At 66.0% G+C, this 18,298-nt stretch carries 27 protein-coding genes; 24 read left to right on the top strand and 3 right to left on the bottom strand.

What is annotated here, in order from left to right:
- Window positions 1-292: 292 nt before the first annotated feature.
- The 3 genes from AC1DCG_RS11715 to AC1DCG_RS11705 are packed head-to-tail and all read right to left on the bottom strand — an operon-like array spanning window position 293 to window position 1,079.
- The gene (locus AC1DCG_RS11715) at window positions 293-631 is read right to left on the bottom strand and encodes a hypothetical protein (protein WP_477030507.1); all 339 of its coding nucleotides are present in this window, start codon (window positions 629-631) and stop codon (window positions 293-295) included.
- Window positions 621-836 (bottom strand): hypothetical protein, encoded by a 216-nt coding sequence (locus AC1DCG_RS11710; RefSeq protein ID WP_477030506.1) that lies wholly within the window; start codon window positions 834-836, stop codon window positions 621-623. The genes AC1DCG_RS11715 and AC1DCG_RS11710 overlap by 11 nt, the downstream gene beginning before the upstream one ends.
- A gap of 24 nt (window positions 837-860) precedes the next feature.
- Entirely contained in the window at window positions 861-1,079 is a 219-nt protein-coding gene (locus AC1DCG_RS11705) for a hypothetical protein (RefSeq protein ID WP_477030505.1), read from the bottom strand.
- A gap of 170 nt (window positions 1,080-1,249) precedes the next feature.
- On the opposite strand from AC1DCG_RS11705, the gene AC1DCG_RS11700 reads away from it, so the two are divergent.
- The 24 genes from AC1DCG_RS11700 (at window position 1,250) to AC1DCG_RS11585 (ending at window position 18,298) form a co-directional block, all read left to right on the top strand.
- Complete coding sequence (locus AC1DCG_RS11700) at window positions 1,250-1,462, top strand: hypothetical protein (RefSeq protein WP_477030504.1); 213 nt, start codon at window positions 1,250-1,252, stop codon at window positions 1,460-1,462.
- A 219-nt stretch (window positions 1,463-1,681) separates the two neighbouring features.
- Complete coding sequence (locus AC1DCG_RS11695; RefSeq protein WP_477030503.1) at window positions 1,682-2,005, top strand: hypothetical protein; 324 nt, start codon at window positions 1,682-1,684, stop codon at window positions 2,003-2,005.
- 78 nt (window positions 2,006-2,083) lie between these two features.
- Window positions 2,084-2,734 carry a GcrA family cell cycle regulator gene (locus AC1DCG_RS11690; RefSeq protein WP_477030502.1) on the top strand — a complete coding sequence of 217 codons (651 nt, stop codon included), beginning with the start codon at window positions 2,084-2,086 and terminating at the stop codon, window positions 2,732-2,734.
- A 68-nt stretch (window positions 2,735-2,802) separates the two neighbouring features.
- On the top strand, window positions 2,803-4,347 hold the full coding sequence (locus AC1DCG_RS11685; RefSeq protein ID WP_477041495.1) for a replicative DNA helicase: 1,545 nt from the start codon (window positions 2,803-2,805) through the stop codon (window positions 4,345-4,347).
- A complete protein-coding gene (locus AC1DCG_RS11680; RefSeq protein ID WP_477031179.1) occupies window positions 4,344-5,369 on the top strand; it encodes a DUF1376 domain-containing protein in 1,026 nt (341 codons plus the stop codon). The genes AC1DCG_RS11685 and AC1DCG_RS11680 overlap by 4 nt, the downstream gene beginning before the upstream one ends.
- Window positions 5,370-6,079: 710 nt before the next feature.
- Complete coding sequence (locus AC1DCG_RS11675; protein ID WP_477031180.1) at window positions 6,080-6,574, top strand: DUF2280 domain-containing protein; 495 nt, start codon at window positions 6,080-6,082, stop codon at window positions 6,572-6,574.
- A 71-nt stretch (window positions 6,575-6,645) separates the two neighbouring features.
- The gene (locus tag AC1DCG_RS11670; RefSeq protein ID WP_477036852.1) at window positions 6,646-8,109 is read left to right on the top strand and encodes a hypothetical protein; all 1,464 of its coding nucleotides are present in this window, start codon (window positions 6,646-6,648) and stop codon (window positions 8,107-8,109) included.
- Between the two features lie 58 nt (window positions 8,110-8,167).
- Entirely contained in the window at window positions 8,168-8,416 is a 249-nt protein-coding gene (locus AC1DCG_RS11665; protein ID WP_477031182.1) for an Acb2/Tad1 domain-containing protein, read from the top strand.
- 15 nt (window positions 8,417-8,431) lie between these two features.
- Window positions 8,432-8,647 carry a hypothetical protein gene (locus AC1DCG_RS11660; RefSeq protein ID WP_477031183.1) on the top strand — a complete coding sequence of 72 codons (216 nt, stop codon included), beginning with the start codon at window positions 8,432-8,434 and terminating at the stop codon, window positions 8,645-8,647.
- Window positions 8,644-8,925, top strand: a complete 282-nt coding sequence (locus AC1DCG_RS11655; RefSeq protein WP_477041494.1) for an HNH endonuclease — start codon at window positions 8,644-8,646, stop codon at window positions 8,923-8,925. Before AC1DCG_RS11660 ends, AC1DCG_RS11655 begins: the two co-directional genes overlap by 4 nt.
- A complete protein-coding gene (locus AC1DCG_RS11650; protein ID WP_477031184.1) occupies window positions 8,922-10,595 on the top strand; it encodes a portal protein in 1,674 nt (557 codons plus the stop codon). The genes AC1DCG_RS11655 and AC1DCG_RS11650 overlap by 4 nt, the downstream gene beginning before the upstream one ends.
- A 2-nt stretch (window positions 10,596-10,597) precedes the next feature.
- Window positions 10,598-10,840 carry a hypothetical protein gene (locus AC1DCG_RS11645; protein WP_477031185.1) on the top strand — a complete coding sequence of 81 codons (243 nt, stop codon included), beginning with the start codon at window positions 10,598-10,600 and terminating at the stop codon, window positions 10,838-10,840.
- Complete coding sequence (locus AC1DCG_RS11640) at window positions 10,837-11,022, top strand: hypothetical protein (RefSeq protein ID WP_477031186.1); 186 nt, start codon at window positions 10,837-10,839, stop codon at window positions 11,020-11,022. The genes AC1DCG_RS11645 and AC1DCG_RS11640 overlap by 4 nt, the downstream gene beginning before the upstream one ends.
- On the top strand, window positions 11,015-11,305 hold the full coding sequence (locus AC1DCG_RS11635; protein WP_477031187.1) for a Bbp19 family protein: 291 nt from the start codon (window positions 11,015-11,017) through the stop codon (window positions 11,303-11,305). Before AC1DCG_RS11640 ends, AC1DCG_RS11635 begins: the two co-directional genes overlap by 8 nt.
- Window positions 11,295-11,558: a hypothetical protein gene (locus tag AC1DCG_RS11630; protein ID WP_477031188.1), complete on the top strand. Its 264-nt coding sequence runs from the start codon at window positions 11,295-11,297 to the stop codon at window positions 11,556-11,558. Before AC1DCG_RS11635 ends, AC1DCG_RS11630 begins: the two co-directional genes overlap by 11 nt.
- Entirely contained in the window at window positions 11,555-12,406 is an 852-nt protein-coding gene (locus AC1DCG_RS11625; RefSeq protein ID WP_477031189.1) for a hypothetical protein, read from the top strand. Before AC1DCG_RS11630 ends, AC1DCG_RS11625 begins: the two co-directional genes overlap by 4 nt.
- Before the next feature lie 29 nt (window positions 12,407-12,435).
- On the top strand, window positions 12,436-12,591 hold the full coding sequence (locus tag AC1DCG_RS11620; protein ID WP_477031190.1) for a hypothetical protein: 156 nt from the start codon (window positions 12,436-12,438) through the stop codon (window positions 12,589-12,591).
- Between the two features lie 67 nt (window positions 12,592-12,658).
- Window positions 12,659-13,546, top strand: coding sequence for a phage capsid protein (locus tag AC1DCG_RS11615; protein ID WP_477041493.1), 888 nt, complete (start codon window positions 12,659-12,661; stop codon window positions 13,544-13,546).
- A 25-nt stretch (window positions 13,547-13,571) separates the two neighbouring features.
- The gene (locus AC1DCG_RS11610; RefSeq protein WP_477031192.1) at window positions 13,572-14,075 is read left to right on the top strand and encodes a hypothetical protein; all 504 of its coding nucleotides are present in this window, start codon (window positions 13,572-13,574) and stop codon (window positions 14,073-14,075) included.
- Window positions 14,076-14,148: 73 nt separating this feature from the next.
- Entirely contained in the window at window positions 14,149-14,346 is a 198-nt protein-coding gene (locus AC1DCG_RS11605) for a hypothetical protein (protein WP_477031193.1), read from the top strand.
- Between the two features lie 7 nt (window positions 14,347-14,353).
- Window positions 14,354-14,956, top strand: coding sequence for a phage connector family protein (locus tag AC1DCG_RS11600; protein WP_477031194.1), 603 nt, complete (start codon window positions 14,354-14,356; stop codon window positions 14,954-14,956).
- Window positions 14,956-17,373, top strand: coding sequence for a phage tail protein (locus AC1DCG_RS11595; RefSeq protein WP_477031195.1), 2,418 nt, complete (start codon window positions 14,956-14,958; stop codon window positions 17,371-17,373). Before AC1DCG_RS11600 ends, AC1DCG_RS11595 begins: the two co-directional genes overlap by 1 nt.
- Window positions 17,374-17,384: 11 nt before the next feature.
- Window positions 17,385-17,786, top strand: coding sequence for a hypothetical protein (locus AC1DCG_RS11590; RefSeq protein ID WP_477031196.1), 402 nt, complete (start codon window positions 17,385-17,387; stop codon window positions 17,784-17,786).
- A gap of 2 nt (window positions 17,787-17,788) precedes the next feature.
- The gene (locus tag AC1DCG_RS11585) at window positions 17,789-18,298 is read left to right on the top strand and encodes a hypothetical protein (RefSeq protein ID WP_477036855.1); all 510 of its coding nucleotides are present in this window, start codon (window positions 17,789-17,791) and stop codon (window positions 18,296-18,298) included.

Here is an 18,298-nt window from a genome sequence, read left to right as displayed (position 1 = left end):
GGGACCCTCCCCGTTGACAATTTGGGAAACTTCCCGACAATTCGGGCTATGACCCAACTTCAGCCCTGCCTGATTTCCTTTCTCAGGCGCTGCGATCAGACCGCAGCCGCCCTCGGGCTTAGCCGATCGACAATCTCGACAAAGCTATTCAACGATGGAAAACGCCTCGGACAGATCGCAGATGGCAGCAGCGATATTGGAGTCCGACGACTTGCGTTGGCGGAAGCCACCCTAGACGCGTTGGTTCTGTCGTCAGTCCGGCCTAGCGGCAGGGCCGCTTGATGTTGGAGCCTCACTTCCGCGCATTCTCGTTAGCGGGCGCCTCACAGCTATCGTCGGTATTCGCACTACCGCGGCCGCCGATTAATAGGTCCCGCGCCGCCAGCGCGGCCGCCTCGTCGAGCCAGGCGCGTGGTCCTTCCGCGCCGTCGGTGGCGATCTGGTCCAGCAGGTCTTCGATCAGCCAGGCGACCTCCGCTTGGAGCGGTATCCGCTCGGCGTCGTCGGCGGCTTCGGCCTCGGCTTCGAAAAGAAGCCTGAGCACCAGCCGCACCGCGTTCATCTCGACCATCAGCCGCGTTGCGACCTGCTCGATCCGCTCCAGGCGCTGTCCATGGGTCTCACGTCCCACAGCGGGCCGCCAGGTAAGCGTTCAATCGCTCGATCGCCTTGCGGCTCTGCGAGTCCGCGATGGCGCGCCACATCGCGCGATCGGCCGGGTTCAGCGCCGCGGATCGGCGGCAGGCGCCGGCAGCGATGGCGTGTTCGACCGCCAAGGCCAGGTCGGGGTGAATCTGCGAACCGGCGCGAACTTCGTGCAACTCTGGGGGCTTCATCACATCAGCCCCCAGAGCGCCTGTTCAGACGAGGTGACCGAACAGCTTGCGGGCGCGACGGCAAAGGCTCTCGGCAGCCGCGCGCCTGGTTGCGTTCGGGCCAGTGTAGATGGCTCTCGGTCCTTCGTAGACCAGGCGCCGAGCAACGTCCGGCAAGTGGTGCGCCAGCACCGACAACAACGCGTCGGCTTCCAGCTCAAGTTCGGCGCAGCGGCGCACGAGCGCCAGGTCAACGGTGCGCATGGTTGTGTGTCCTTCGCTTCGACGGCTCGATCCTGTCGCCGCGAAGAATCCTGCAACGCGCCCGGAGACGGGGGGGTTAGGTCGCTTTCTAACCGAGAGCGAGATGCGCGTGCGTTGAGGGGTCTGCAATCGTCGCGAACCCTCCCGGCTCCAAGCGAAAGGAGCCGCACATGGCCGACGACCACATCCCCTCGAACCGCGACCTCGCGATGCGCCAATTCCTGTTCGGACTGGCCATCGAACTCGAAGAACAGCACGCCGGCGCCATCGACCGCATCGTTAGCTTTGCAGGCAGCTACGGCCGCTGCAGCGTCGGCGCCGATGTCGAGTTCGATCTGCTCGTCCAGGACCTCAAGGACCGCAAGAGGCGGTCGGGCCGCTGATCGATTGAAGTACGGCCGGGCATGCCCGCCCGGCCGTACAGTTCCACACGCAGTCGTTTCCAAGTGCTCTTTCGTGACGCCCTCCCTCGGCTTGGGCCGACCTGGAGGCCGCCCTTCTCGTCGGAGACATCAATGTCACTGACGAGGGAGACGGTCATGGGAGCTCTACCCCAAGAGTGTAGGGGGTCGTGCTTCGGCGACGCCGTGGCGGCCAGGCTGATGAGCCTGCACCCGACCCACACCGCCAAGCACGTGGCGCGGGCGCTGGGCTGCACGCCCAAGGCGGCGGAAAACATCCTAGCGGGACACCTCAGCGCGCGGACGATCACGCGCCTGACTATGGCCTACGGCCTGGGCTTCCTGATCGACGTCGGCGCCGACGTAACCGGCACGACGCTGCGCGAACACATCGTCCAACAAGCCAACGACGCCCGCCGAGAGCAGGTCAAAGCAAGGGAGCGGGAACTTGAACTCAAGGAGCTGGAACAAGGCCTGTCGCCTCGCCGTGCTGAGCGCTCAGGCTTCGATCGGCGCCGTCCTTAGCCGATGGGCAGACCCGATCGCCAACTATGGGCGGCAGCTGCGCCTGCGCGCCGAGCGACGCATGCGCGAGCTGATCCGATGAGCGCCGCCGCACGACAGATTCCAGCTGCCTCTGAGGCGGCCGCTGCACGTCATGGGCAGCTTGGTTGGTGGGACGAACGCGTCCCTATACTTCGAGATCTGCTTGATCGCGGCCTTTCGCATGAGGCGATCGCCCGGGCTCTAGGCACGACCACGGATTCGGTCCGCAAGAAGATCGCGCGGCTAGCACGGAGAGACCCTGAAGCCTGGCCGCTGCATAGCCGCGCGGAGTGGACCGCAGAGCGGCTTGCAGCGCTGAGGCGCCTCTTTGTCGATGGGCTCTCGCACGAACTCATTGCCCAGGCCATCGGGCTATCGAAAGGCGCGATCAGCGGAAAGTTGGATCGCCTGGCAGAACACGACCCGACGACTTGGTCTAGGACCGCAACGATCGTCTGGATCCGCCGCGACCGCGCCACGGTCGCCTCTGAGCTGCGTCGGCGCCGAAAGGAGGCCAGGGAGGCCAGGGAGGCCGAGGCCAGGGCAGTCGGCGTAGGGCTGCTGGACCTGGGGGCTCACCACTGCCGCTGGCCGCTCGCCTTCACCGACCAGTGGACCTTCTGCGGCCGCAAGGCGGGTTGTGGGCACACTTACTGCGGCGAGCACGAGCGCCGCTCGCGAGTTCCTGGCACAAGAGGCGGCGCATGAGGTTGGCCGCTTCCCCTCCCTTTGCAGGGTCGCACCGGTTGGGCATACCTACCTGCAAGCAACGTCGGATGACGTCGCGATCCCATGAAGGAGCAGATGATGGAACAAGGTATCCTCATCGTCGCGGACCGCGAGATCGTGGTCTCGTACTCGATCTCTCGCGGAGAGATTTTCGCCCGAACCCGGAGCAGCGAGCTGGAGGGCTGCGCTGGCACGATAACTCGGCCTACGAGCGGCTGACCGACAGCCTGCAGGGACGCCACTTCTACGAGCCCTTCCACCAGCGGCTGTTCAGCTCGATCGAGACGCACATCCGCAAGGGCCAGCTGGCCGAGCCGATCCTGCTGGCCGACGAGTTCAAGGCAGAGGTCGCGTTCGAAGAACTCGGCGGCGTCCGCTACCTCGTTGACCTCGTTGAGCACGCGCCGCCGGCGGCCAACGTCGTGGACTATGCCCGGGCGGTCATCGACGCATCGCTCCGTCGAGACCTGATCAGCTTCGGCGATCAGACCAGCCATAGCGCGGCCGCCGCGGGCTCGGGGTCGGCGCACGAGTTGATCGAGAGTGCCGAGCAGGCCTTGTTCGGCCTGGCGGAGGACCGCGGTCAGCAAGGCGGCTTTTCGGCGTTCGACGTCGCGCTCGACGGCTTCATGGAGACCGCCGCCCAGGCGATGAACCGCGGCGGCACCGTCACCGGCTTGTCGACCGGCTTGATCGATCTGGATGCGAAGCTCGGAGGCCTTCACCCGTCGGACCTCATCATCCTGGCCGGCAGGCCCTCTATGGGCAAAACGGCCCTGGCGACCAACATCGCCTTCCATGCCGCCCGCAACTTCATGGGCGAGGCCCAGCCCGACGGGACGGTCAAAGCCGTGCGCGGCGGTCGGGTGGCCTTTTACTCCCTGGAGATGAGCAAGGAGCAGCTGGCCGGCCGGATCGTGGCCGACGTCGCCGGCGTTTCCGGCGACAGGATCCGTAAAGGCCAGATAGAGCCGGACGAGTATCGACGGATGCGTGACGCCGCGGCGGTCCTGCGCAAGATCCCGCTCCACATCGACGACGGCGGCGGAACGTCCATCGCCAAGATCACCGCCCGGGCCCGGCGTCTGAAGCGTCGGCAAGGCCTGGATCTGATCGTCGTCGACTATCTGCAGCTCGCCAAAGGCACGGGCCGCCCCGAGAACCGGGTCGCGGAGATCAGCGAGATCACGGGCGGCCTCAAGGCCCTGGCCAAGGATCTCGGCGTGCCGGTGATCGCCCTCTCGCAACTGAGCCGAAGGGTGGAGGACCGCGAGGATAAGCGGCCGCAGCTCGCAGACCTGAGAGAGTCCGGGTCGATCGAGCAAGATGCTGACGCCGTGCTCTTCGTCTTTCGCGAGGCCTACTACGTCGGCCGCGCCGAGCCCAAGGCTGGGACCGAGGAGCACCTGGCTTGGCAGGATGATCTGACGCGCTGCGAAAACGAGGCGGACGTCATCATCGCCAAGCAGCGTCACGGCCCTATCGGGACCGTCAAACTCTCCTTCCACGGCGACACCACCCGCTTCGGCAACCTGGCGCGCGAGAGCGACTACCGGGGCGAAACTCGTCTGCCATATCGAGGTGACGAATGAGGCGAGATAACTTCTACCGCCGCGACCCAGGCGCAGCCCTCGCCGGCATGGCCGGGATGAGCCTGGAGGAGAGGGGTGTCTACAACACCATCATCGACCTCCTGTACCTGACCTGGCGCCCGGTCGAGGACAACCGCGCCTACATCGCCGGTCACTGCGGCTGCGCGGTCCAGAAGCTCAACCCGCTGATCAACCGCCTGATCTCGGCCGGCAAGCTGGTGCGCTTCGAGGAAGGCGGTCAGGCCTACATCTCCAACCCCAAGTTCGAGGCCGAGCGGAAGGACGTCAAAGGCGCCACCAAGACCCGGTCAGGTCGGGCTGTTGTCGACGAGAAGTCGCCGGGTGTCGGGGAGAAGTCGGCAAGTGTCGAGGAGAACCCCCATACCTGTCAGGGTGAAGGTGAGCAAAAACAGCCAGTTACGACCCTAGATAAGAGTAGAGAAGAGAAGATAGAAGGAACTAACGTTCCTTCTGACGAAGGCGAAGCGCCAGTTAAGGGAAGGGTGAGGAAACGAAGCCCTGAGACCGAGATCCCGGACGGCTACCCTGACGCATCGGCGCTCGCTGCTGCCCAAGCGCGATTGCGGGAGGCCGGCGTCAACATCGCGGCTGATATCCAGGCCGAACGCTTCAGAAACCACGCCCTGCAGAACGAGCGGAGATGCCGCGACTGGGCGGCTGCTTGGCGAAACTGGATCATCGGAGTGATCGATAAGGCGCCAAAGTCAGCCGCCGTCCGGCCGTCGCTCGTCGCCACCCGAGCGCCAGTCGCTACCTTCACCGGACCGCCGGCCCTGCGCGCCAGCGTCGTCGCCGCCACGGACGAGAACTTCGCGATCAAGTTCATCGATCCAGCCGAATGGCGCGAGCACGACAGGACGCTGGTTGCCCGGAACGCCTTCGCTGCCGGCCAAATCCATCGGGAACTGCGCGGCTGGCTGACGCAGACTGGCGTGAAACTAGAGGTCTACGGCGAGGCGGTACACCGCGACCGGGCGGCGGCCGCGGACGGCCTGTCTTGATGCCCGACCAGCCGGGATGCCTGGCTCCAGCCGCAGTGCTTCTGGAGTTCGGCCTGGCAGATCGGACGGTAGTGCCATTCAGTCTGGTCGGCGGCTAGGTTCTAATTTGCGATTGGCGTTACAGGCGCGCAGCTCCAAGACCGCTGTTTATTTTCCTGACAACATCCTCGATTGGTTCGTCGACGAGATAGTACCCGCCATCCCCATCGCCGTGGCGAACAATTGTCCCACCTTGGGGACCGAGCCCCGGAGTGACCGCGCGAACGTGGTGGGGGTTGATGTAAACTGGAACGCGAGAGGCCCCAGCACGATCAAATCGAATAAGTCCAGCCATTGCGGTACTCTCTCTCGTGGATGCGCGATCGCGCCTAGTTGACCCATGCTTCGCTGCAAGAAGCGGAGCGGCTAGGATGTGAAAATCGGCACCTACGAGCGTCAAGTATAGCGATGCTGCCATGGGATAATCGGGCAACCGCTTCGATAAGGCCGCCCCGTGCCCCGACCGATAGACGACCTAGAGAGCCTCGATCCTAACGACCCCGTGCAAGCGCAGGAAGCGATCGACGCGGCGGTGACGGTCACCAAGGATCTCGAGACCGCTACGCGCCAGGCTGCGCAGGTCAGGGCATCGCCCCGGACGAGCCGATCCGTACACGCGATCAAGCTGGCGAGGCGCATGTGAGCCTGATGCGCAGCCTGAGATTGGCCTGATGGCAAAGCGTCCAAAACCCACGCTCAATGACGAGGCTCGCGCCTATGTGGTGGCGTCCCTCGCGTGCTTCGATCCGCCCGGCGTCGTGGCGAAGGCTGTCAGGGAGGAATTCGGCCTCCAGATCACGCCACAGAGCGTCGAGGCCTACGACCCGACCAAGCGCGCCGGCCGGAAGCTCTCGGCCAAGTGGAAGGCCATGTTCGAGGAGACGCGCGAGAAGTTCCTGAAGGACTCGGCGGCGATTGGCGTCGCGAACAAGGCCGTGCGCCTACGCCGGCTGGAGCGGATGGTCGACAAGGCTGAGACCATGGGCAACATGGCCTTGGCCGCGAACCTTCTGGAGCAGGCCGCCAAGGAGGTCGGGAACGCCTACACCAACACCCGCGTCCTTACCGGCGCGGACGGCGGCCCGATCCGCACCGAGGTGGAGGTCGACGTCTCCGATCTCACGCTCGACCAACTGCGCGCCCTGGCCGCCATCCCGGTGAAATGACCACTCCGCGGGACGCAGCAATCGCCGCGCGTCGGCGCCTGGCCAAGGAGTCGCTCGCCGACTTCGCTTGCATGATCGACATCCCGACGGCGCCTATCAGCGACGCGGAGGACGAGGACGCCTTCAGCGTCATGAAGCTAGGCACGCTGGCCGCGCACCATGCACTGCTCTGCCAGGAGCTGCAGGACCTCGCCGACGGCAAGACGCCCAACCTGATGGTGCTCATGCCGCCAGGCTCCGCCAAAAGCACCTACGTGGACGTGGTGTTCATCCCCTGGTTCATGGCGCGCTTTCCCCGCAAGAACGTGATCCTGGCCAGCTACGCGGCGAACATCGCCCGTAAGCAGGGGCGCCGCGCCCGTCAGCTGGTGAACTCGTCGGCGTTCGGGAACCTCTTCCCGGGCGTAGGCCTCTCAGGCATCGCCAAGGCGGCGGACGAGTGGTCGCTTACGACCGGCGGCGAGTACATGGCCGGCGGCCTCTTGGGCGGCCTGACAGGCAACCGCGGCGCCCTCGGCGTGCTGGACGATCCCATCGCCGGCCGCGAGGAGGCCGAGAGCGACACGATCCGCCAGAAGACCTGGGACGCGTATGTCGACGACTTCTGCTCCCGCCTGATCCCTGGCTCTCCCCAGGTGATGATCCTGACCCGCTGGCACCAGGACGATCCGGCCGGCAGGATCCTGCCCGAGACTTGGAACGGCGAGAGCGGCTGGTTCGATGGCCGCGACGGCCGGCGCTGGCGCGTCGTGTGCCTGCCAGCGATCTGCGAAAAGCCTGACGACCCGCTGGGCCGCGCCGTCGGCGAGAGCCTGTGGCCCGAGTGGTTCGGGCGCGCCACCGGCAACCCTATGGACCACTGGAGCCCATTCCAGCGCAACGCGCGGACCTGGACCAGCCTCTATCAGCAGCGTCCGGCGCCAGATGAGGGTACATACTTCCAGCGCGCGGCCTTCAAGCGCTTCACCGACGACAAGCTTCCCCGCTCGCTCCGCTATGTCGGAACCAGCGATTATGCCGTGACCGAAGGCGGCGGCGACTACACCCGCTTGCGCGTCTGGGGCATCGACACTGCAGAACCGGCGAACGTCTACCTGATCGACGGCTGGGGCGGGCAGACCTCGTCTGACCAGTGGATTGAGCACCAGATCGACCTGATGGAACGCTACCGGCGCCTGGGCGGCATTCAGCGCTGGGTGGGCGAGGCCGGCGTCATTCAGAAGTCGATCGAGCCGATGCTGGTCCGCCGCATGCGCGAGCGACGTGTCTCGTGCCGGCTCGAATGGCTGCCCTCTGTCGCTGACAAGCCCACCCGCGCTCGCGGCGCCCAGGCCCTGACCCAAGAGGGCCGCGTCTGGGTTCGCGACGACAGCGACGGCGACTGCTTCATCGACGAGTGCGTCGCCTTCCCGGCAGGCCGCTATGACGACGACGTCGACAATCTGTCGATCGTGGGCCGGCTGATGGACCAGGTCACCGGGCCGCCCCGGCGCGATCGGCCGCAGCAGGCGGAAGACTTCGACCCGCTTGGCTGACGCCAGCGTGGGATAATGGGCGCAACCGCTTCGATCTGGCCGCCTCAGGAGGCACCCAATGGCCCACGTCTACGAAGGCACGCCCGACGCCCGCCAATCCGATTGCACCGCCGAACCGGTGTCGCGCTTCCGGCCGAAGTACCGCGCCCTGACCGACGAGGAGAAGGTGCTGCATGACGCCATCAAGTCGAAGGCATCGGAACTGGAAGCGCTGGTCGAGCAGGTCAAGCCTGGACGCTATCGCTTGCTCGGCATCACGGCCTTGGAAGAGGCCGTGATGTGGACGGTGAAGGAGCTGACCTCGTAAGGGGTCAGGTGCGCCGTGCAGCCCAAGATCGACACCCCGAAGATCAGCACGCCGCCGCCGCCTCCAACGGTGAACCAGGCGCGCGTCGACAGCGAGCAAGCCGACCTCGCCGCCAAGCGCAAGGGTCGCGCCGCGACCTTCACGTCCGATCCGCTGGCGCGCTCCACCGGCGGCGTGGCGACCGCGATGCTGGGCGCCGGGACCAAGCAGATGTTGGGGCAAGGCGGTTGAACCGTTTGGCGCGCAAGCGGACAGCCCTCTTCGCTGCGCAAGGTGGCCGCTGCGCCGCTTGCGGCAGGCGACTGCGACTGCGCACGGATCTGCGCGATCCAATGGCGGCAACCGTCGATCACGTCATTCCGAAAAGCCGTAAAGGGTCGGATCGGTGGGGGAACCTGCTCCTGAAGCATAAGGCTTGCAACGAGCGGAAGGGTGATCAGGCCCCGTCGGTCAACGATCTCGTGTGGCTAGAACGGATTGATCGGTTCCGCCTGGAGCATCGTCAATGACCGACTCCCGCGTCGAGGATGTGCTGCGCGAGCAGTCCCAGATGGAGGCCGACCGCGGCAACTGGGAAAGCCACTGGCTTGAGGCCGCCGAGCGCGTGCTGCCCCGTCAGCGGGACTTCCAGCAGCAGAAGCGCGTCGGCGGCGAGAAGCTGTCCGAGAAGATCTTCGACAGCACCGCCCCGCTCGCAGCCGAGAAATTCGCCGCTGTCATGGAGAGCATGCTCACCCCGCGCACCCAGCGCTGGCATGAGCTGCGCAAGGAAGGCTTCCGCGCCATGCAGCGCGACGGCCAGGCCGCGCCCAACTCGCCGGCGGTGGATCAGTGGCTCTGGGACGTGACGAGCGCGCTGTTCGCCGCCCGCTACGCCGCGACCGCCAACTTCGCCGGCCAGATGCATGAGACCTACGTCGGCCTTGGCGTCTTCGGCACCGGCGCTGTCTTCGTCGACGATCTGCTCGGGCGAGGGATCCGCTACAAGGCGGTGGCGCTGGCCGAGCTGTTCATCGCCCAGAACTTCCAGGGCTTCATCGACAAGGTGCACCGCCGGTTCGAGATGACGGCGCGCCAGTGGGTGCAGAAGTTCGGCGACGAGACGCCCGAGGTGATCCGCAAGGCCGCCGAGACCGAGCCCGAGCGCAAGTTCGAGCTGATCCACTGTGTGAAGCCCCGCGAGGACGCGGACTGGTCTCGCGCCGACTATCGCGGCATGCCGTTCGCCTCCTACTACGTCAGTTTCGAGGGGCGGAAGCTCATGCGCGAGGGCGGCTATCGCTCGATGCGCTACTGCGTTTCTCGGTACGTCACCGCGCCCCGCGAGACCTACGGCCGCTCGCCGGCCATGACGGTGCTGGCTGACATCAAGACGGCCAACCAGCAGGCCAAGACCCTGCTGCAGACCGGCGAGCTTGTGGCGCGCCCTCCCATGCTGCTGAGCGATGACGGATCGCTTGGCCCGTTCAAAATGCAGCCTGGCGCTTACAACTACGGCGCGCTTGGTCCCAACGGTGAAGCCCTGGCCACGCCGCTTCAGGTCGGCGCCAACTTCCCGATCACCCTGGAGATGCAGCAGGACACGCGCCGGACAATCAATGACGCGTTCCTGGTCGAGCTTTTCCGCGCCCTGATGGAGAACCCGAGCATGACGGCGACCCAGGCCATGCTCATCGCCCAGCAACAGGGCATGCTTCTGGGGCCGACCATGGGCCGCCAGCAGTCGGAGCTTCTGGGCCCGCTAATCGAGGCGGAGATCGACATCCTGTCCCAGGCTAGCGCCCTACCGCCGCCGCCGGACGAGCTCGACGCCTACGAGGTCGAGTACAACTCGCCGCTCTCTCGGGCCCAGCGCGCCGAAGAGGGCGTGGCCATCACGCGGACCCTGGAGCAGGCCGCCGTCGTCGCTCAGTACGACGAAAGGGCAGTCCGGGTCCTGAAGGGCGAAGACATGCTGCGCGACCTGGCCCAGATCAACGGCCTGAAGCCGTCGCACATGCGCACGCCCGAAGAGATGGCCGCGCTCGATGCCCAGGAGGCGCAGCAGCAGCAGATCGCCGAGACCCTCGGAGCCGCTGAGGTCGCCGCTAAGGCGGCCAGGGACTTCGCTCAGGCCCAGGCCATCGCCGGCGCCGCGCCCGGCCAAGTCGCGCCCCAACTGCTTCCGGCGGGGGCGTGACCATGACCAGTGAAGCCCTGGACGACTGGCGGGTCCTGTCGGCGGTGTGGTCGCCGATCGAGACGGCGCCGCGGGATGGTACGGAACTGCTGCTCTACGGCGACGGCTCATGCGTGATCGGCCACTGGAGCGGCTCGTCGTGGGATGACGGCGACTTCCGCAGCCGCATAACCGGTCTGACCCACTGGATGGATCTCCCGCCTGGCCCGGGCGTGGATCCAACGCCGTCGGAGGTCTCGGTATGAGCGACGAAGGCTGGATCTTCTACGGTTTCGGCGCGGCGCATTCGGTCCGGGAGGAGTCGCCGCCAGCGCCGCGGCTCGCGGGCCTCCGCTCGGTCAAGAACCTGCAGGGTGGCGTGCTCATCAAGCAGCCCGCGCAGCCTCGAAATCCTATCGGCTTTCATACGGGGCGCCCGCGTGCTTGACCGCTTTCATCGCCTGCTGAACCGCCGCCAAGCGTACCGCCGCGCGTTCAGCCTCGACAATCACGGCCATCCGCTCGGCGACGGCCGTGTCGTGCTGGCTGACCTCAAGAAGTTCGCCCGCCTGCCGGATCCGCCGATCGTGCGGGACGGCCAGGGGCGGGTCGATCCCATCGCCTCCGCGGTCCTCGCCGGCCGCCAGGAGGTCGTCAACCGCATCATCGCGACACTGCACATCGACGATCGCGTGATGCTCAACCTCCAGGAAGAAGACCATGAGCGTTGAAGGCAGCGAAAGAACCCCGAGTTGCAACCTTCGCTTCGCACGTTCCGGCGGCGTCACATGCAGCCTGAAAGACCTTAAGGCTTCGATCGCTCGCTTCGAAGCTCAGCGAGTGCTGGCCGCCAACGACCTCGGCGTCGAGATAGACGAGGTGGAAACGATGATTTCGGCCATTTGGCTGGAGGACGTGCCCGCCGCCTCGCTCCATCTGCATGCCGTCTATTCCCGCAAAACCGCTGCTGAGGGTGCGAAATGACCGATACCACGACCGGCGCCGCCGACCTCCTCGATCCGCCGTCGGCCGCTGCTGCGGCTGGCGACGCCCAGCTGCCAGCCGCTCCCGCCGCGCCGGCGGACAAGCCGTGGTTCGACGGCATTCAGGACGCCGACCTGAAAGGCTGGCTCCAGAACAAGAACTTCCCGTCCGTGGACGTGGCCATGAGCAGCTATCGCGGTCTTGAGACCGTGATGGGCCGCGACAAGGTCCCGCTGCCCAAGGACGACGCCGACACCGAGGGCTGGGAACGCCTGGCCAAGGCGGCCGGCCGCCCTGAGACCCCGGAAGGCTACGGGCTCGACAAGCTGGAAGGCGCCGACGAAGGCTTCGCCAAGAACGTCGCGACCTGGCTGCACGAGGCCGGCGTCGGCGCGCGAGGCGCCAAGCTCATGGCTGAGCGCTGGAACGCCTTCATGGCCGAACAAGCCAAGGCCGCCCAGACCGAGTTCGAGACCCAGAGCCGCAAGGACGTCTCGGACCTGCGCGCCGAGTGGGGCGCAGCCGCCGAAGAGAACTTCGAGCACTTCCGGCGCGGCGCCCGCCAGTTCGGCGTCGACAAGGAGGCGATGAAGTCGATCGAGGTCGCGCTCGGCACCAAGAAGGCGATGGATCTCTTCGCCAAGATCGGCAAGGGCCTGGGCGAGGACAGCTATATCGAGGGCGACGGCGTCAAGCAGTTCGGCATGACCATCGAAGGCGCCACCGCCCGGCGCAACGCGCTGATGGGCGACAAGGAATGGGTCGGCCGGTACGTCAACGGCGGCGCGGCCGAGAAGGCCGAGATGGAGAAGCTCAACGCCGTCATCGCCGGCGGCCGACCGCAATGAGCGGGCCGGCCGTCGCCCTTGAACCGGACGTGGCAGTCAGGCTTGAGGTGCTAAAATTGGTCAACCGCTTCGATCTGGCCCCCCAGCAGATCATCGAGCGAGCCGCGGCCTTTGAGCAGTTCGTCCAGCAGGGCGCGCCGATCAAGGGCCGCAAGGCCGACAAGGGTCAAGCCCCGGCCACCTGACGACTTCTAGGCCCCGCATGCGCGGACAAGCCGATCGGACTTGAAACCCCAATCGGAGATGTCCGCCATGACGGCGCCCGTCGATACCTTCTACGTCCAGCAATACGCGACCAACGTCACCCTGCTGCTCCAACAAGCGGACAGCCGCTTTGAGCGCGCCGTCACCACCGGCAGCTATAAAGGCGAAGCCGCCTCGCCCGTCGAGCAGGTCKGCGCCATCCGCGCCCAGAAGAACGGTGGCCGCGGTCAGCAAGTCCGCCCGATCGAGGCCCCGACCGACCGTCCCTGGGTTTATCCTGAGGACTTCAACGTGCCGCAGCTCGTCTACGGCGCGGACAAGCTGCGCATGGTCGTGGACCCGACCAGTTCCTACAACCAGAACGCTGCGCAAGCCCTGCGCCGTGCGAAGGACGAAGAGGTCTGCGCGGCCTTCTTCGCTGACCGCCAGACGGGCAAGGCTGGCGGGACCACGACCCAGTTTCTGGCTGCCAACCGCGGGAGCGTGGATCTGGGGGGCACCGGAACCGGGCTCAACGTCGCGAAGCTGCGGTTCGCCAAACGCCGGCTCCTGGGCGCCAACATCGACGAGAGCGAGCAACTGTTCTGCGCCATCGACGCCGAGCAGAACGACAACCTGCTCAACGAAATCCAGGTCGTGTCCTCGGACTTCAACGGAGGCAATGCGCCTCTGGTCGAGGGCAACGTCGTCAAGCGCTTCCTCGGTTTCAACTTCATCCACTACGAGGATCTGCAGTTGAACGGCGCCGGCCACCGTCGTGTCCCGGTGTGGGCCAAGTCGGGCATGCATCTCGGGATCTGGAACGACATCAAGAACAGCATCTCGATCCGCGATGATCTCGAAGACCTGCCCTACCAGCTCTACTCCCAAATGACCGCGGGGGCGACGCGGCTGGAAGAGAAGAAGGTCGTCGAGCTTCCCTGCTTCACCGCCTAATCGCCAGCCCTAAAGGAGTGGCATCATGCCCGTCGTCAACACCAAGGCCACGGCGATCTCGAACCGGGACGCCAAGCCCAAGATCCTCAACAACGGCTGGCTGGACGGCGGTTCGCTGCGCACCAAGCGCGGCACCGTCGAGAAGGCCACCACCGACAGCAACGCCAGCGTCTATCGCTTCTTCGCGATCCGCTCGACCGACGTCCTGTCGTCGCTGGAACTGTTCAACGACGCCCTGGCCGGCGCCACCGACTGCGACGTCGGGCTCTACCTGCCGGCAAAGGCCGGCGGCGGGGTGGTCGACGCCGACATCTTCGCTGACGGCATCAGCCTGGCCAGCGCGTCGACCACGGGCAGCAGCCTGACCTTCGCGGTGACCGACATCGCCAAGATCGAGAAGCGTGTCTGGGAACTGCTCGGCCTGAGCGCCGATCCGTTCCTGGAATACGACGTCTGCCTGACCGCCAACACCGCAGGCTCGGCCGCCGGCACCATCTCGCTTCGCGCCACCGTCGTCGGCGGCAACTGAGCCGGTCCTGCTCCGCCTGCGTGGACTGCCTGGGGCGGGGTTTCGACCTCGCCCCTTTTCATAGGAGGGCCAGATGGCCAATCGCTTCTACAGCGTTCAGATCGGCGGCGGGATGAAGACCGACGTCACGGAGACGACGAGCACCACGGCCAGCGCCCCGTTCGAGCTGCGCGTGAGCTATGACGCTACCGGCGGCAGCAAAGTCGCCGTCCTGAAGGCCCTGGAGGCGCTGCGTCAGCGCCTGACCGAGGGCAAGTGGCCGCCGGTCTAGATCTCGCATGGCCGCCTCGCAAACCGTCGTCGGCAACGCCGCGCTGATCAAGATCGGCGTGGCGACCGTGGTCGACTTCGGCGACCCCACCAAGCAGGCGCGCCTTCTGACGGCGCGCTTTACGGCGTTGCGGGACCTGGAACTGAGATCCCACCCGTGGACCTTCGCCATGACCCGGGCGCAACTGCCGGCCGAGGCCGTGACGCCGGCGTTTCAGTACGCCCGCCAGTTCGTCGCGCCGGCCGACTGCTTGCGCCTGCATCGGATCGGCGACTACGACGCAACCCTCGGCCTGGCGCTCTACGACGGCGGCGGGCGGGCGCTCTACCAACTGGAAAGCGGTCGGATCCTGACCGATCTCGGCGCACCGCTGAACATCCGCTACGTCCGCCGCGAGGCCGACACGACCCGTTGGGATCCATGCTTTGAGGAGGCGCTGGCCTGCCGGATCGCGATGGATCTCGCCGAGCCGCTGACGCAGAGCGACGCCAAGATCCAGCGCGCGGCCGCCATGTACAAGGAAGCCATCAAGGAGGCTCGGCGCCAGAACGCGATCGAGAAGGCGGCTGAGAGCATGCCTGACGGCTCTTGGGTCATGGCGAGGCTCTGATGCGCGCCGATCCGATCTACACCAGCTTCAACGGTGGCGAGGTCTCGCCCCTGCTCGGCGGCCGGCCCGACCTCGAAAAGTGGAACGCCGCGCTGCAGGTCTGCCAGAACCTGATCCCGCGGGTTCAGGGGGCGCTCACCCGGCGCGGCGGCACGCGCTATGTCGCCCCGATCAAGACCGCTGCGAACAAGTCGTGGCTGATGGCCTTCACCTACTCGCGCAATGACGCCTTCGTTCTGGAATTTGGCGACGGCTATGTCCGGTTTTTCCGCAACCGCGGCGTCCTGACGACCGGCGCCGTGGCGGCGTGGAACTCGGTCACTGGCTACGCTATAGGCGACCTCGTACTGCAGGGCGGGGTTCGCTACTACGCCAAGGCGACCAGCATCAACCAGTCGCCGCCGAACGCCACCTACTGGCACCCCTTGACTGCCGACATCTACGAAATTCCGAGCCCGTACGCCCTGGCCGATCTGACCGCGGCCGATGGCTCGTTCGCGCTGAAGTTCGAGCAGTCGGGCGATATCCTCTACATCACCCACTCTGCCAAGACCTATGCGCCGCGCACGCTGACCCGATCGGGCAATGTCCGGTGGATCTTCGCGCTGTTCACGCCCGAGGGCGGGCCCTTCAAGGACGGAAACCAGAACCAGGCCCTACAGGTCCACGCGAGCGGCACGCTCACTGTCGGCGCCACGGCGACTGTCACAAGCAACGTACCCGGCGTGTTCGGTCCCTCAAACGTGGGGGCCCTGTTCTACCTCGAGGTACAGGATGGCACGAATGAGAAGCCTTGGGAGGTCTACCAGAAGGCCGTCGTCGGAAACGTCCGCATTTCCGATGGCAAATACTACGTCTGCACCCAAATCGGTCCGCCTGTGGGCTCACAGACGAACGTGACGGGACAGGAGAAGCCTGTTCACACCAGCGGGAAGTACTGGGACGGCGACGGCGAGGATCTTCTGCAAGACAACTATGGCAGCATCGGCGCCGAGTGGCTCTATCAGCACCCTGGATATGGATGGCTGAAGATCACCGGCTACACCTCGACCCTTGAGATGACAGGCCAGGTTCTGAGTCTCCTGCCCGATCAGGTGGCAGGCTCCAACGTCACCTGGCGGTGGGCGCATGGAGCGTGGTCGGATGTCGACGGGTGGCCCAACAACGTGTGCTTCTACCGTGAGCGCCTGACGTTCTTCCGCGACACGAAGGTGTGGGCGTCCGTCGCCGGCGACTTCGCCAACTTCAAGGCCAAGGAGTTTGGAGAGACGCTCCCCGACAGCGCCGTCTCGATCGACGTTCAGTCCCAGCAGGGCAACCCCATCCTATGGGTCAAGCCGCTGAAGGGCCGGCTGTTCGTCGGCACAGCTGCCGGCGTTCACTCGATAGACCAACAAACCAACCAGCAGGTCTTCGGGCCCGGCAACACCAAGCAGAACCCCGAGACCGCGGTGGGAGGCACGTCGGTGGCGGCGTTACAGATCGGCTCGGATGCGGTCTTTGTCGGCAAAGGCGGTCGTAAGCTGCGGCGCCTGACAGTCTCTCAGGCCGGCGACGGCTTTGATGCGGTCGACCTGAACAAGTATCGCGGCGGTCTGGCGTCCAGCATTACCTGGATCGCCTGGGCGCAGAACCCCCACGAAGTGATCTGGGCCGGCTGCGCGAATGGCGACCTAAAGGGCCTGACTTTCATGCAGGAGGACGGCGTTTTCGGCTGGCATAGCCATCCGATCGGCGGCGCCGGGATCGTCGAAGCCGGCTGCGTGATCCCTTCCCCTGACGGCACGCGCGACGACCTCTGGCTGATCGTTCGGCGCACCATCAATGGCGCCACGGCCCGGTACGTTGAGTATATCGGTGAGGAGCTCGACTTCGACATTTCGGAGGACCAGAGTCTGGTCGTCTATGGTGACAGCGGCCTGACCTATTCAGGCGCGGCCACAACGACCCTGACGGGCCTCGGACACCTGGAAGGCCAGGTCGTGAACGTGAAGGTCAACGGCGCGGCGCATCCCCAACGCACGGTGAGCGGCGGCTCCATCGACCTTAACATCGAGGCCACCACAGCGACGGTGTCACTGCCGGCGCCGTATCGCGGCAAGCTCATGCCGATCGAGGCCGGCGGCAACGCGGGCACCGCCCAAGGCAAGATCAAGCGCATCCATCGTCTGAAGGCTCGCTTGGTGGCCACGCTGGGGGGCGCGTTCGGGCCCGATTTCGACAACCTGGACGCCGTCCAGTACCGCAATGCCTATGACCTCATGGACCAGCCGCCGGCGCTACTCACGGGGGACACCGAAGAGATCGCTTTTCCGGGCGACTACGACGGCCAAGCCACGATCGCCTTCGGCGGCGGCGACGCCGACGACTTCCCGTTCAACCTCATCGCCCTGATGCCGGAGCTTTCTACGTCGTGAGGGTTGTTCCGATGACCGCGGCGCACTTGGAGGCGCTGGTCCTGCAGCCGGCCCAGAGCGCTTGGCGCGACAAGTTGCAACGCGTCCAGATCGAGGCCTTGGTCGCGTCGGACGGCTGGACTGCGCTGAATGGCGACGAGGTGGTGGGCTGCGGCGGCGTGATCGACCATAGCGGCGGACGCGGCGAGGCGTGGGCCCTTCTCGCTGGGGGCGCTGGCGCCCAGCTTGTCTCGATCACCAGGGCCGTGCGCCGCTTCCTGGCGGCTGCTCCTTACCGCCGCGTCGAAGCTGTGACCGCCTGCAATTTCCCGCCAGCCCGCCGCTGGGTGACAATGCTGGGGTTCCGCTTCGAAGGCCTCATGAGCGCCTACTGCGATGACGGATCGGACGCGGAGCGCTGGGCGAGGACTTAAGGATGGCCGCACCTCTGATGCTTGCCGGTAGCGCCGTCGGAGCGCTCGGCGCCCTGCAGAGCGGCTACGCCCAGGCCGGACAGTACAACGCTCAGGCGGGCGCTGCCGCCTACAACCGCGACCTTGCCCGCCAGAACGCTGACACGGTTTCGGCCCAGGCCAATGCGCGTGAGGAGCAGATCCGTCGCGAGGGTCGCCAGACGCTCGGCGCACAGCGCGGAGCAATAGCCGAGAGCGGCACGGGCTTCACGGGCTCCAATCTCGACATCATGCAGCAGGACGCCGCGAACTTGGCGCTCGATGCCTTGAACGCGCGCTACGAAGGCGCTCTGTCTCGCACCTCGTACGAGAATGAAGCTGCGGGCCAGGAGTATCAGCGCAAGGCCGCCAAGAAGGCCGCCGGCAACGCCAAGATCGCTGGCTGGATCGGTGCGGGCTCCAGCCTGCTATCGGGCAGCGGCAACTATCTCAAGGCTGGCGGTAAAATCCCCTCGTTCGGCTTCGGGAACTGA

It is taken from the genome of Caulobacter sp. 10L414 (genome assembly GCF_056395525.1).
This window is presented reverse-complemented; position numbering and strand designations above follow the sequence as displayed.